Annotated in this window: 15 protein-coding genes; 13 read left to right on the top strand and 2 right to left on the bottom strand. The window is 68.4% G+C overall.

Going from position 1 to position 12,527, the window contains the following annotated elements; translation table 11 throughout:
• Positions 1-86: 86 nt before the first annotated feature.
• From WDM91_09225 to WDM91_09175, 11 genes are all read left to right on the top strand, one after another.
• Positions 87-611 carry a PAS domain-containing protein gene (locus WDM91_09225; GenBank protein MEI9994762.1) on the top strand — a complete coding sequence of 175 codons (525 nt, stop codon included), beginning with the start codon at positions 87-89 and terminating at the stop codon, positions 609-611.
• Between the two features lie 36 nt (positions 612-647).
• Positions 648-1,793, top strand: a complete 1,146-nt coding sequence (locus WDM91_09220) for an acyl-CoA dehydrogenase family protein (GenBank protein ID MEI9994761.1) — start codon at positions 648-650, stop codon at positions 1,791-1,793.
• A 126-nt stretch (positions 1,794-1,919) separates the two neighbouring features.
• Positions 1,920-2,138, top strand: coding sequence for a hypothetical protein (locus WDM91_09215; protein MEI9994760.1), 219 nt, complete (start codon positions 1,920-1,922; stop codon positions 2,136-2,138).
• Between the two features lie 2 nt (positions 2,139-2,140).
• Complete coding sequence (locus WDM91_09210; protein MEI9994759.1) at positions 2,141-2,512, top strand: PIN domain-containing protein; 372 nt, start codon at positions 2,141-2,143, stop codon at positions 2,510-2,512.
• Positions 2,509-3,102: a uracil-DNA glycosylase family protein gene (locus WDM91_09205; protein MEI9994758.1), complete on the top strand. Its 594-nt coding sequence runs from the start codon at positions 2,509-2,511 to the stop codon at positions 3,100-3,102. Before WDM91_09210 ends, WDM91_09205 begins: the two co-directional genes overlap by 4 nt.
• Entirely contained in the window at positions 3,039-3,998 is a 960-nt protein-coding gene (locus WDM91_09200) for a lysophospholipase (GenBank protein ID MEI9994757.1), read from the top strand. The genes WDM91_09205 and WDM91_09200 overlap by 64 nt, the downstream gene beginning before the upstream one ends.
• 70 nt (positions 3,999-4,068) lie before the next feature.
• Entirely contained in the window at positions 4,069-5,043 is a 975-nt protein-coding gene (locus tag WDM91_09195; protein MEI9994756.1) for an ATP-binding cassette domain-containing protein, read from the top strand.
• Positions 5,012-5,851: an ABC-2 family transporter protein gene (locus tag WDM91_09190; GenBank protein MEI9994755.1), complete on the top strand. Its 840-nt coding sequence runs from the start codon at positions 5,012-5,014 to the stop codon at positions 5,849-5,851. Before WDM91_09195 ends, WDM91_09190 begins: the two co-directional genes overlap by 32 nt.
• A complete protein-coding gene (locus tag WDM91_09185; protein ID MEI9994754.1) occupies positions 5,852-6,628 on the top strand; it encodes an ABC-2 family transporter protein in 777 nt (258 codons plus the stop codon).
• A 59-nt stretch (positions 6,629-6,687) separates the two neighbouring features.
• Entirely contained in the window at positions 6,688-6,870 is a 183-nt protein-coding gene (locus WDM91_09180) for a hypothetical protein (protein ID MEI9994753.1), read from the top strand.
• 230 nt (positions 6,871-7,100) lie between these two features.
• Complete coding sequence (locus WDM91_09175; protein ID MEI9994752.1) at positions 7,101-7,964, top strand: DUF2182 domain-containing protein; 864 nt, start codon at positions 7,101-7,103, stop codon at positions 7,962-7,964.
• A 54-nt stretch (positions 7,965-8,018) separates the two neighbouring features.
• Here WDM91_09175 and WDM91_09170 read toward each other — a convergent pair whose 3' ends face one another.
• Positions 8,019-8,675, bottom strand: coding sequence for a TetR family transcriptional regulator (locus tag WDM91_09170; GenBank protein ID MEI9994751.1), 657 nt, complete (start codon positions 8,673-8,675; stop codon positions 8,019-8,021).
• Positions 8,676-8,782: 107 nt separating this feature from the next.
• On the opposite strand from WDM91_09170, the gene WDM91_09165 reads away from it, so the two are divergent.
• Together WDM91_09165 and WDM91_09160 are read left to right on the top strand one after the other, a co-directional pair.
• Positions 8,783-9,772 (top strand): aldo/keto reductase, encoded by a 990-nt coding sequence (locus WDM91_09165; GenBank protein MEI9994750.1) that lies wholly within the window; start codon positions 8,783-8,785, stop codon positions 9,770-9,772.
• Positions 9,773-9,786: 14 nt separating this feature from the next.
• Positions 9,787-10,797 carry an NAD-dependent epimerase/dehydratase family protein gene (locus WDM91_09160; GenBank protein MEI9994749.1) on the top strand — a complete coding sequence of 337 codons (1,011 nt, stop codon included), beginning with the start codon at positions 9,787-9,789 and terminating at the stop codon, positions 10,795-10,797.
• Between the two features lie 27 nt (positions 10,798-10,824).
• Here the strand turns inward: WDM91_09160 and WDM91_09155 are convergent, their stop codons facing one another.
• Positions 10,825-12,477, bottom strand: a complete 1,653-nt coding sequence (locus WDM91_09155) for a phage tail sheath C-terminal domain-containing protein (GenBank protein MEI9994748.1) — start codon at positions 12,475-12,477, stop codon at positions 10,825-10,827.
• Positions 12,478-12,527: the final 50 nt, after the last annotated feature.

Below are 12,527 nucleotides of genomic sequence, written 5' to 3'. Positions count from 1 at the left end.
TACGGTATATTGTGCTGCGCGGCGGTCGAACGCTTCCATCAAATCTTAGGAGTTTCTGGCCGAACCTTCCGCATCCGGGGAATCCGATGCCGCCAGTTCTGGGAAGTGCCTCGCCGAACCGACGCGACCGATCGTCCGTCTACGTTGTTTCGCTCGACGCGCTGGACCATGCGATCCTGCGCAACGCCGCCGCGCTTTGGCGGGCCCTGAAAGGGCCGCGCCGGCTGCCGGCCCGCTCGCAGCTTCGCCCCCGCGACATGGCGGGCTTCCTGCGCAACATCGTCCTGCTTCGCGTCGTGGACGGCGGCAAGGACTACGAATACCGCATCGCCGGCGACGCCCATGTCCAGGCCTATGGCATCTCGTTCAAGGACCTGCGCATCAGCCATATCCGGACGGCGGAGCCCGCGCTCGGCAACATGATGTACAGCGTCTACGAGCACGTCCGCACGACCGCCGAGCCCTTCGCCGTGCGCGGCTGGGTCGGCCGGGAAATCCCCGATGCGCGTTTCGTCTATTACGAAAGCGCCTTCCTGCCGCTGGGCGAAGACGGCGAAACCGTCGACCATATCCTGGTGGTCAGCCTTTATGTCCCACGCGCGGCGGACTGATCTTTTTGCTACGCTCCTTTCCACAAGGAGATCCCCATGCCGCTCGACCTCGAGACCCGCGACCAGCTTCTGGACACCGTGCGCCGCTTCGTGCGCGAGACCTGCGTGCCGATCGAGGCCAAGGTGGCGGAGGAGGACCGCGTCCCCGACGCGGTGATCGCCCAGATGCGCGAGCTCGGCCTGTTCGGCCTGTCGATCCCGGTCGAATATGGCGGCCTCGGCCTCACCATGGAGGAAGAGGTCCTCGTCGCCATGGAGCTCGGCCGCACCTCGCCGGCCTTCCGCTCGGTGATCGGCACCAATGTCGGCATCGGCAGCCAGGGCGTCGTGATGTTCGGCAACGACGCGCAGAAGTCCGAATGGCTGCCCAGGCTCGCCAGCGGCGAAGTGATCGCGAGCTTCGCGCTGACCGAGCCGGGCGCCGGCTCCGATGCGGCCTCGGTCCGCACCACGGCGATCCGTGACGGCGACCACTATGTCGTCAACGGCACCAAGCGCTTCATCACCAACGCCAACCGCGCCGGCATGTTCACCCTGATGGCGCGCAGCAATCCGGAGCGCAAGGGCGCCGGCGGCATCTCGGCCTTCATCGTGCCGTCGAACCTGCCCGGCATCACGGTCGGCAAGCCCGAGAAGAAGATGGGCCAGCAGGGCGCCCATATCTGCGACATCCACTTCGACAATGTCCGCGTGCCCGCGTCGCTGCGGCTCGGCAAGGAGGGGGAGGGCTTCAAGGTCGCGATGCAGGTCCTCGACCGCGGCCGGCTGCACATCTCGGGCGTCTGCGTCGGCGTCGCCGAGCGCCTCATCCAGGACAGCGTGAACTACGCCCGCGAGCGCGAACAGTTCGGCCAGAAGATCGCCGAGTTCCAGCTCATCCAGGGCATGCTGGCGGACTGCAAGACCGAGACCTATGCCGCGACCTGCATGGTGATGGACGCCGCCCGCAAGCGCGACCGCGGCGAGAGCATCACGATGGAAGCGGCCTGCACCAAATATTTCGCCTCCGAGATGGTCGGCCGCGTCGCCGACAAGGCGGTGCAGATCTTCGGCGGCGCCGGCTATGTCGCCGATTACGGCATCGAGCGCTTCTACCGCGACGTCCGCATTTTCCGGCTCTACGAGGGCACCAGCCAGATCCAGCAGATCGTGATCGCGCGGGCTTTGCTTCGGAGCGATTAGCGCTTTCATTGACAGCAGTGCCAGCATTATGCTAGCACTGCTGTCATGGCAACACTGACAATCCGCAACGTCCCGGACGATGTCCACAAGGGCCTTCGCCTGCGCGCAGCCGAGAACGGCCGCAGCGTGGAGGAAGAAATCCGCCGCATCCTCGCGGAGCAGGTAGGGCCAGGAGCCGAACACAAGAATGCCAAGACGCCCGACGAAATCGACGCGGCGGTGAAGCGTCTGCAAGCGGCGTTCGCACCGCTTCGCAGTCGCTATTCCGTCGATGAGTTCATCGCCGAAAAGCGCGAAGAGGCGCGGCGTGAATTCGCGGATGAGCCGAGGCCGTTCGAAAAGTGATTGTGCTCGACAGCTCCGCGATCCTGGCCGTCGCATTGCGCGAGCCGGGCGCCGACGCCGTCGTCCGGATCGCGGCATCGGCTTTGATGTCGTCGGCCAATCTTGCCGAAGTGCTGCTCGTCGCGTCTCGCAAAGGCTTGGATAGCGAAGCGATCTGCCACGATGTTCTCGGTCTTGGTCTGGACATCGTTCCGGTCACGATTGGCCACGCTCGTATTGCCGCGCAGATCTGGCGTGCCCATCCGACGCTGAATCTCTCCCTTGGCGACAAACTGTGTCTCGCCCTGGCATTCGACAAGAATGCCGAGATCATGACCTCCGATCGCGAGATGACGAGGGTCGGGATGGATTTGACCATCACTCTTTTCCGATGACCGCCACGCCGCGCGAACTTGCCCGCCTCGTCGCCGAAATCCGCGCCTGCCGCATCTGCGCCGACATCCTCGATCCGCATCCGATCGTGCACGTCTCGCCCACGGCGCGCCTCCTGATCGCTTCGCAGGCGCCGGGCCTGCGCGTCCACCGGACCGGCATCTCCTTCAATGATCCTTCCGGCGACCGGCTGCGCGACTGGATGGGCGTCGACCGCGCGACCTTCTACGATCTCTCGCGCATCGCGATCACCGGCATGGCCTTCTGCTTCCCGGGCTATGACGCCGCCGGCTCCGACCTGCCGCCGCCGAAGATCTGCGCCCAGCATTGGCGCCACCGGCTGATGGAGGCGCTGCCGCCGCCGCGCCTGCTGCTCCTCGTCGGCTCCTATGCGCAGACCTGGCATTTGGGCGACGCCGCGAAATCCAATATGACGGAGACCGTGAAGGCGTGGCGCGACTATGCGCCCCGCCATATCCCGCTGCCGCATCCGTCGTGGCGCAACAATGCTTGGCTGAAGAAGAACCCATGGTTCGAGGACGAACTGCTGCCCTATTTGCGAAAGCGTGTGCGGGCCTTGCTCTCCTCCTGATCGCCGCCTGCGCGCCGGTGCTGGCGCCGCGCGGGATCGGTGATGCGGCGCCCGCGCTCGCGGACGGCGCGCTCGTCGCCCGGGACGGCGAGAGGCTGCCGCTGCGCGTCTGGGCGCCTCCCGGCCCGCCCAAGGCCGTCATCGTCGCGCTGCACGGCATGGGCGATTATTCCAACGCTTTCGCCATGCCCGCGCCGTTCTGGGCGGGACACGGCATCGTCACGCTCGCCTATGATCAGCGCGGCTTCGGCAGGGCGCCGAACCCTGGCTTGTGGGCCGGCGGCGACACGATGCGCCGGGACTTCGCCGATGCGCTCCGCGCCGCGCGCGCCCGCTATCCGGGCCTGCCGGTCTATGCGCTGGGCGAGAGCATGGGCGGCGCCGTCGTGCTCTCGGCGCTGGCGGAGCCCGATCCGCCGCGGCCCGACGGCGTGATCCTGGTGGCGCCGGCCGTGTGGTCGCGCTCCGACATGCCGCTGTCCTATCGCGTGGTGCTCTGGCTCACCGCGCACACAATGCCCGGACTCACGGTCTCCGGCCGGGGCGTGGTGCAGATCTGGCCCTCGGACAACATCCCGATGCTGCGCGCCTATGCGCGCGACCCCTTGGTGCAGAAGGCGACCCGCACCGACGCGGTCTATGGCCTGACCAACCTGATGGACGATGCGCGCAAGGCCGCGCCGCGCCTCGGCGATCCGCCGCCGCTCCTGTTTCTCTATGGCAAGAACGACCAGGTGATCCCCGCGCCGCCCACCGAAGCGGTGCTCGCGGATCTCGGCACGAAGGCCCAGGTCCACCGCTACGATCATGGCTACCATATGCTTTTGCGGGATCTCGAAGGTCCTGCCGTGTGGCAGGATGTGGTGGCGTGGATCGAGAAGGGGGGAAAGCAATGATGGCGACGATGCTTATGTGCGCGCAAGCTCGCACGCTCCGCTTCGTTCCTCCTGTTGCCGAACCGATCCCATGTCCATCGTCTCCGTCGAGAACCTCCGCAAGACCTATCGCTACGTCCGGCGCAAACCCGGCCTGAGCGGCCTGTTTCGGCGCGACATCCGCGTCGTCACGGCGGTCAGCGGCATCTCCTTCGAAGTCGCGCAGGGCGAACGCGTCGCCATCATCGGGCCGAACGGCGCCGGCAAGTCGACCACGCTCAAGATGCTGTCCGGCATTCTCGAGCCTGCCGGCGGAACCGCGCAGGTGCTTGGACTGGTGCCCTGGAAGCAGCGCCGCGCGCTCAACCGCCGCATCGGCGTGGTGTTCGGGCAGCGCTCGCAGCTCTGGCCCGAACTGCCGGCGCGCGACGCCTTCGCGCTGCTCCGGCGCATCTACGACATCGACCGGGCGGCGTTCGATCGCCGCCGCGACCAGCTCGTCGAACGCTTCGGGCTCGGCAGCCTGCTCGACCAGCCGGTGCAGCGCCTGTCGCTCGGCCAGCGCATGCGCTGCGAGATCGTCGCGAGCCTGCTGCACGGCCCGGCGCTGCTCTTCCTCGATGAGCCGACCATCGGCCTGGACATCACCGCCAAGGCGGCGATCCGCGACTTCATCCGCGAGCAGGCCGGCGCCGAAGGCCAGACCGTGCTGCTGACGTCGCACGACACGCGCGACATCGAGCTCGTCTGCGACCGGGTGATCGTGATCAACGAGGGGCGCATCGTGGTCGACCAGCCGACCGACCAGCTCCGCCGCCGCTTCCTCGGCCATCGCCTGGTGACCCTGCGCTCCGTTGCGCCGCGGCTCGAATTGTCGCTGCCCGGCGTCCTGCGCCGCCCCAGCGGGCCGCATATCGCGATCTTCGAAGTCGACACGGGCAAGGCGCGCGTCGAAGCCGTGGTCGCCGCGGCGCTGGCGCTGGGCGGCATCGAGGACATCACCATCGAAGACCCGCCGATGGAGGAGGTGGTCCGTGCGATCTACGACGCAAACGGCGCGCGCTGAGGCGCCGGCCGGCGCCGCGCTTGCAGCGGCGTTCTCGGCCTTCGCATTGGGCCTGCGGCGCAATTTCGCGAACTGGCCGATCCTGATGGGCCGCGCGCTGTTCTATCTCGTCGCGATGGCCGTGCTGTCGGGGCTGTGGGACAAGGTCGCGGCGCAGCGCCTGGCCGGGACGCTCGCGACCACGCTGCCGTCCGGCGGCCTCACCCTCTATTTCGGAACGACGGAGTGGATCGCGCTGTCGGTGGCCGCGATCCATCTGCGCCTGGAAGACGACATCCGCCTCGGCCTGCTGGAGCCGCATCTGCTGCGGCCCAAATCCTATCTGCTGCAGAAGATCGCGGAATCGTTCGGCGACTCGTTCGGCCGCCTGATCGGGATCGGCACCGCGGCGCTCGTTGCGCTCGCGCTGTCGGGCCGCGCCCTGCCGCCGCCCGCCGCCTTCGGCTATGCCGCCATCCTCGGCGTGTTCGCGACCATGATCGGCGTGCTGCTCTTCACGGTCGTCGGCCTCGCGGCGTTCTGGGTGCGCCGCGTCCTGCCGCCCTATCTGATCGTGCAGAAGGCGACTTTCCTGCTCGGCGGTCTGTTCGCGCCCATCACCCTGTATCCCGGCTGGCTCTATCGCTGGGCGGCGGTGACGCCCTTCGCGGCGAACCTGTTCGTCGCCGGCAACCAGATGATCGCGCCGTCCGCCGCCGCCTTCGCGGCGTCCCTCGCGTTGCAGCTGATCTGGCTCGCGCTCCTGAGCGGGCTGATCGCGCTGCTCTGGCACGCGGGCCTGAAGAAGATCCTCCGGGAGGGGCTGTAGATGGGCATCGTCTCGACCTATGCCGCCAATGTCCGCGCCGCGATCCGCACGTCGCTGACGGACCGCGTCAATTTCTTCCTCAACGCGTTCGGGATGGTCCTGAACGACATCTTCTTCCTGGCGCTCTGGTACATGTTCTTCGCGGGGTTCCGCCGGGTCGGCGGCTGGGGCCTGCACGACGTCGCGCTCCTGCTCGGCCTCGTCATGACGATCGTCGCCGTTTCGGGCGTGTTCTTCGGCGGCTATCGCGACATGGCGGCCGTCATCCTGCGCGGCGAGCTCGACGCGCTGCTGACCCAGCCCAAGCCGGTGCTGGCGCGGCTGCTCGCGCGCGAGAGCATCGCGACCGCCTGGGGCGACCTCGTCATGGGCATCTGGATGCTGGCGACCTTCGCGGACCTTGCCTGGCGCGACGTTCCGTTCGTGCTGCTCGGCCTGGCGTGCGGCACGACGGTCTATGTCGCGTCCGCCGTCGTGTATGCGAGCCTCGCCTTCGGGTTCGCCGGGGCGCGCAGCTTCGCGCGCGACCTGACGGATTTCATGCTGCTGTTCTCGAGCTATCCCGGATCGGTCTATTCCGGCGCGACCAGGATCGTCGCCTATACGTTGCTGCCGGCGGGCTTCGTCGTGCTGGCGCCGGTCTCGTTCCTGCGTGCGCCGTCCGTCGCGACATTGGCGGTGCTGCTTGCCTCGGCGGCCGGCTATGCCGCGCTGGCGCTCGCGGCGTTCCATCTTGGATTGCGGCGCTATCGGCGCGGTCTCGTGGCTGCGGCTTAGGCCGTGCAACGATTGCGTCGCGCGGCCGTTTTCTCTTTGGAACAACCGGAGAAAGTCCCATGGCTGCGAAACAGCACGATCTGCGCGACGACATCTATGCGCCGCGCACGACTGTTACGAACACCGACGAGCGCCTGGCCGGCGCGGAGCCGTCGACCGTCGATCCGGAAAACGGCAATTTGAAGCTCGTTCGCCCGGAACCGGGCAAGAACGTTCCCGACGGTGTGACGACGAAAGGCTGACAAAGGCCGGGAAGCAACGAGACCGGGACCGCTGGCGCACCGCGTCGGCGGTCCCTTCCTATGCGACAAGCGCGGCGATTGCCGAAATATTCGAAGTATTCGGACATGTATTACCATTGATATATTCAAGTATTGGGCGCAATCTGAAATAGAGATTTCGACCAAGGGGGCGTCGCTTGAGGAGTGGGCTCCACGGCGTAACGCGGCGGTCGGCTGTCCCGGGTCGCGGCATGAATGCCGTGCCGCCCGTCCCGCTGCTTCTGCTCCTGACGAGCGCGCTGGCCTGGACGGCGCTTTGGCGCGGGGCAAGCGCGGCCTTGGCCATGCCCAGCCTGTGCGGCACCGCTTCCGATCTTGCCGCGGCCTGGGCGGCCGCCCAGCTCGCGCTTGCCTTGCATCCGCCGCTGCAGATCGCCCTGTCCTGGCTCGTCCTGCTTCTTGCGATGACGCTTCCCCTGGCCGCGGGCCCTGCCGAACAATTGTGGCGCCGAACGCGCCATGGCTTGGCGCTGGGTCTGTTCCTCTGTTCATATCTCGCGATCTGGCTGGCGGCAGGTGCGGTGCTGGTGCCGCTGGCACTTGTCATCGGCGTCGCTGCGGCGGCCCTGGGGGTACCGGCACTCGGTCTCGTCGCGGCGCTGGCGCTCTTGTGGCAGGTCATGCCGCCCAAGCGGGCCGCGCTTCGGCTCAGCCTGCAGGCGCCGCCGCATGCCAGTCGCAGCCGGCCGATGCCCGTCGTGGCTCTACGCTTCGGCGCCCGTGCGGGGGCCGGCTGTGTCGGATCCGGCTGGGCCCTGATGCTGGCGCCGCTGGTGCTGAACGGCGGCAGCCGTCTCGTCATGATCGCGGTCGCGGCCCTGCTGCTGATGGAACGCCGAGCGGTGGCCGGCGCATTCGCCCATTGGCGGTGGCAGCGGAGCGCGGGCGCGGCGCCGGATCGCCGGGTTCGGGTGGCGACGAGCGCCGACACGAAACACGGCCGTGCCGATGACGGCATCGCCTCGCGATCGGAAGTCCAAGTGGAAGCGCGCTCCTGCGGCCGCCAGCTCCGCCTGCCGTGCCCCGCGACGCCATTCCACTTCGAAGTGCGCTGACGACCCCCCGCAGCGCACGCCGCGGCGGAGAGCGTCCGACGCTCTCCGCCGCGATCATCTCGAAGATCCCCTTCGGCTCGGGCGGCGCGCGCTCGGCCTCTTTGCTGCCGGCGAGTCCTCGCCGTCGATGAGCTGCTGGATGAGCGGTGCGAGAAGCGCGATGAGGACCTCGGGCTCGGCCTGCGCCAGGGCCGACAGGCCGATCATCTGCCGCATCACCTGGACGCCCGCGACCAGCGACAGCACCAGCGCCGCCCGCTGGGGCGCGAACCGACCGCTGAGCGCGCCGGTCAGCGACTTCTGATGCCCTTTTTCGATCTCCGCGCGGCCGATTTCGGCGGCGCGCCTGCTGGAGGCCGAGTGCAGCATGATCAGGAAGCCGTCGAGTGGCGTCTGCCCCGCCGCGGTCAACCCGATGAGCGCGGCGGCGATGTCGGCGCCCGGGGTCGCCGAACCCAGGATCTCCGGCACGAGGATGATGGGCGCCGCCATGGTGTCGGCGGTGACCTCCGCGAAGAGCTGCTCCTTCGAGCCGAAATAGCGATTGACCAGCATCGCGGTGACGCCGGCGCCCTGCGCGATCTCCCGCACCCCGGCGCCGTCATAGCCGGACCGTGCGAAGGCCCGTCGCGCCGAAGCGAGGATCGCGTCGCGCGTCGCGGCCGCGTTCCGGCGTCGCTTGGGCGGGGCTTTCGTGGAGGATTTCCGCATAATTCTACGACCGTAGACTTTTGTGCCAATGACAAGTATACATCGGTAGACATGGTGTGGGAAATGCCGCGAGCCCGGTGCCGGCGCTATTCGGCGGAAGGATATTCATGACGCTCCCCAAACGCAGGCTTGGCCGTCAGGGCCTCGAGGTCTCGGCCATCGGTCTCGGCTGTATGGGCATGAGCCAGTCCTACGGGCCGGCGGACGAGGCGGAGTCGATCGCGACCCTGCACCGCGCCATCGATCTGGGCTGCACCTTCTTCGATACGGCGGAGAATTACGGGCCCTTCGCCAACGAGGAATTGCTCGGCCGCGCGCTCAAGGGGCGCCGCGACCAGGTGGTGCTGGCGACCAAGTTCGGCTCCCGCTTCGAAGGCAACCGGATCGTCGGCGCGGACAGCCGGCCCGAGAACATCCGCCGGGTGGTCGAAGGCTGCTTGCGGCGGCTGCAGACCGACCGCATCGATCTGTTCTACCAGCATCGCGTCGATCCCGCCGTGCCCATCGCCGACGTGGCAGGCGCGGTCGGCGACCTCGTCGCCCAAGGCAAGGTCCGCTTTTTCGGCCTGTCGGAAGCAGGGGCCGCCAACATCCGCCGCGCCCATGCCGTCCACCCGGTCTCCGCGCTGCAAAGCGAATATTCCCTGTGGGAGCGGAATCTGGAGCCGGAGATCCTCCCCGTGCTGCGCGAGCTGGGCATCGGGCTGGTGCCGTTCTGCCCGCTCGGCCGCGGCTTTCTGACCGGCGAGGTCAAGCCTGCCGACGACTATCCGGAGGGCGATCACCGCCGCACCGATCCGCGCTACCAGGCCGGCAATTTCGAGGCGAATGTGAACGCCATGCGGGTCGTGCACGCGGTCGCGGCGCAAAAGCAGGCGACGCCGGCCCAGATCGCGCTCGCCTGGGTGCTCCACAAGGGCGAGGATTTCGTGCCGATCCCCGGCACCAAGCGGCGGAAATATCTGGAGGAGAACCTCGCGGCGCAGTCCGTCACGCTCGATGCCGCGCAGATGCAAGCGCTCGACGACGCGCTCGCGCCGGGAAAGATCGCAGGCCCGCGCTACGTGCCGTGGATCATGGCCACCATCGACCGCTGAAGGACTTTAAATCCATGACCGAGACGGTCCTCGTGACGGGCGGCAGCGGCTTCATCGGCGGCTGGTGCATCGCCGAACTCCTCAAGCGCGGCTATGCGGTGCGCACCACCTTGCGCAGCCTGGCGAAAGAGCCTGCGCTGCGCTCCGCCGTCGCGGCGGCCGGCGCTTCCGGCGATCGCCTGAACGTCCATGTCGCCGACCTGACCCGCGATGCCGGCTGGGACGACGCCATGCGCGGTTGCGACTATGTGCTTCACGTCGCCTCGCCGCTCGGCACCGGTGTTTCCGACGATCCGGGCGCCTTCGTCGCCGCGGCGCGCGACGGGGCCCTGCGCGTGCTGGCCGCCGCGGTGAAGGCCGGCGTCCGGCGCGTGGTGATGACGTCCGCCGCCGCGACGGCCCGTCCGCCGCTGGATGTCAGCAATGCCAGCGACGAGACCGTCTGGGCCGATCCGGACGATCGCCAGTTCGATTCCTATCGCCGCTCCAAGATCCTCGCGGAGCGCGCCGCCTGGGCTTTCATGGCGGGCAAGCCGACCGCCTTCACGACGATCCTGCCGGGCGCCGTGTTCGGTCCGGTGCTGACGAAAGAAAGTCTGGGCTCGGTGGGCGTGATCGCCGGCCTGCTGCATGGCCGGCCGCCGGGCATCCCCCGGATCGGCTTCTGGATCGTGGACGTGCGCGATCTCGCCGACCTGCACATCCGCGCCATGCTCGCGCCGCAGGCCGCCGGCGAGCGTTTCCTCGCCGCCGGAGACTTCCTTTGGATGGCACAGATCGCGGCGACGCTGCGCGCGGCTCTTGCCGCCCGGGGCGCGAAGATCCCGGCGCGGCGCCTGCCGGATTTCGCCGTCCGCGTCCTTGCGCTGTTCGTCGCGCGGCTGCGCATGATCCGGCCGCTCCTCGGCGTGAAGACCGATCTCTCGACCGCGAAAGCCCGGCGGATGCTGGGCTTCGCGCCGCGTCCGGCGACGCAGACGGTCCTCGACTGCGCCCGGAGCCTGCTCGCGGGCAAGACTGTGTAGCCCGTCCGCCGTCCTTGACGGCTTTCGCTATGCCTTGCCCGGTGCGGCTGCGGCGCCCTGCATCTGCTGCGTGAAGGTCAGCGCGATGAACTCGGCGGGATGGACCATCTGCAGCGTCACCTGGACGATCATGTAGCCGTTGAGGACGTCCTGGGCCGTCATCGTGCTGCCCAGCCCGCATTGCACCGTGTAGGCCTCGCTCGCCCGGGCGCCCATCAAGCCGCCCTGCGACCACACCCCGTTCAGGAAGTTGGAGATCATCGCGGTGACGGCGGCCCAGGTCGTCGCATCATTGGCCGCGAAGACGAAGGGCGCCAGCGCGCTCTTGATCGACTGCTCGATGTAGATGATCGTCCGCCGCACCTGGATATAGCGCCAGTCATTGCTGTTGCCGTCCAGCGTGCGCGCGCCCCATACGATGGTGCCGCGCCCCGGAAAGTCGCGGATCGCGTCGATCGCCTTGCCGTCGAGCGGCACGTTCAGGTCGCCCTGGAGCTGGTCGTCGATCGGCGCGCTGGCCTTTTGCACCATCTGGACGGCGATATTGGCCGGCGCGTTCCACACCCCGCGCATCGCGTCGTTGGCGGCGAAGAGGCCCGCCATCGCCCCGCTCGGCGGCAGCAGGCTCAGCTTGCCCGCGACGATGGCCTCCATCTCCCGCAGCAGCGGCAGCGCCGCGACCAGCGCCGCGTTCAGCTGTGCGATCGCCGCCGCATCGGCCGGCGGGCTCGATCCGGGCAGCGTGGTCTTCATCGCGGCGATCGCTGCCGCCACCTCGAGATATTCCGGATTGCGGTTTGTCGCAGGCGAGGTCGCGGCGCCGTCGGGATAGAGGGTGTTCGCCTGGGCCGTCAGCAGGCTCGCGAGCAGCGCCAGGTTCTTCGCGTCGGTCGCGAAACAGGTGTAGTCGATCTCGGCCGCCTGCACGACGGTCGTCACCAGGAACGGAAAATAGGCCGCGCCATAACCCAGGCCCGCATCGCCGGTCTGGGCGCGGAACGCCGCGGCGCAGGCCGTCACGCCGGCCGCGTTTGCCGTCGGCGTCCGCGTGTCGATCGCTTGCGTCCCGTAGAGATCGAGCAGCGCCAGACGATCGGTCCGCGCCGCGCATTGCGCCAGCACCGCGCGGATCAGCGCGCCGAAGGCCGTCGAGGTGGGGATGCCGTCCGCGGCGCCGTCCGCCGGCAGCGAGACGGCGTCCGGCACGGCAACCAGGGTGATCCCGGCCTGATCGCCCGCCGCCTTCACCCCTTGCAGCAGCGCCTCGGGCGTCACCATGCCGTCATAGCCGCCGACCGACACCACGAAACAGGAACCGCCGCCATTGGCGAAGAACAGGCGCAGGCTGTTGTAGAGCTGGAACCGAATCGGCACGGCGAGGGTGAAGCTGCCTCCCACGAAGGCGTCGCCGTTCCAGAGTGGCGCCACGATGTCGGGCTCCGCGCCTTGCGCCGTCGTCAGGATCGGACATTGCGCGGGCGCCGCGCCGCCGAACACGCGCTCATACGCCGCCAGCGATGTGATCGCCACCGGCGTGAGCGCCACGCTCTTGCCGTCCGCCGCCGCCGTCTGGGTATAGCCGATGAAGACCGGCACCGCCGTCGCCACGCCCACGATGCCGGGCGGGAAGGCGTCGAGCTCGGTGATGTAGACGCCCGGCGTCTTGCGGTCCTTGAACATGCTGTCCTCGTCGCACGAACAACGGGCAAGACGCACCCTCGTGCGCGAGA

It is taken from the genome of Rhizomicrobium sp., assembly GCA_037200385.1.
Lineage (GTDB): Bacteria > Pseudomonadota > Alphaproteobacteria > Micropepsales > Micropepsaceae > Rhizomicrobium.
This window is presented reverse-complemented; position numbering and strand designations above follow the sequence as displayed.

Excerpts from the sequence above, each read along its gene's own strand:
- WDM91_09225 (MEI9994762.1), top strand. The coding sequence starts at position 87 with ATGCCGCCAGTTCTGGGAAGTGCCTCGCCGAACCGACGCGACCGATCG.
- WDM91_09220 (MEI9994761.1), top strand. The coding sequence starts at position 648 with ATGCCGCTCGACCTCGAGACCCGCGACCAGCTTCTGGACACCGTGCGC.
- WDM91_09205 (MEI9994758.1), top strand. The coding sequence starts at position 2,509 with ATGACCGCCACGCCGCGCGAACTTGCCCGCCTCGTCGCCGAAATCCGC.
- WDM91_09200 (MEI9994757.1), top strand. The coding sequence starts at position 3,039 with ATGGTTCGAGGACGAACTGCTGCCCTATTTGCGAAAGCGTGTGCGGGC.
- WDM91_09195 (MEI9994756.1), top strand. The coding sequence starts at position 4,069 with ATGTCCATCGTCTCCGTCGAGAACCTCCGCAAGACCTATCGCTACGTC.
- WDM91_09185 (MEI9994754.1), top strand. The coding sequence starts at position 5,852 with ATGGGCATCGTCTCGACCTATGCCGCCAATGTCCGCGCCGCGATCCGC.
- WDM91_09180 (MEI9994753.1), top strand. The coding sequence starts at position 6,688 with ATGGCTGCGAAACAGCACGATCTGCGCGACGACATCTATGCGCCGCGC.
- WDM91_09175 (MEI9994752.1), top strand. The coding sequence starts at position 7,101 with ATGAATGCCGTGCCGCCCGTCCCGCTGCTTCTGCTCCTGACGAGCGCG.
- WDM91_09170 (MEI9994751.1), bottom strand. The coding sequence starts at position 8,675 with ATGCGGAAATCCTCCACGAAAGCCCCGCCCAAGCGACGCCGGAACGCG.
- WDM91_09165 (MEI9994750.1), top strand. The coding sequence starts at position 8,783 with ATGACGCTCCCCAAACGCAGGCTTGGCCGTCAGGGCCTCGAGGTCTCG.
- WDM91_09160 (MEI9994749.1), top strand. The coding sequence starts at position 9,787 with ATGACCGAGACGGTCCTCGTGACGGGCGGCAGCGGCTTCATCGGCGGC.
- WDM91_09155 (MEI9994748.1), bottom strand. The coding sequence starts at position 12,477 with ATGTTCAAGGACCGCAAGACGCCGGGCGTCTACATCACCGAGCTCGAC.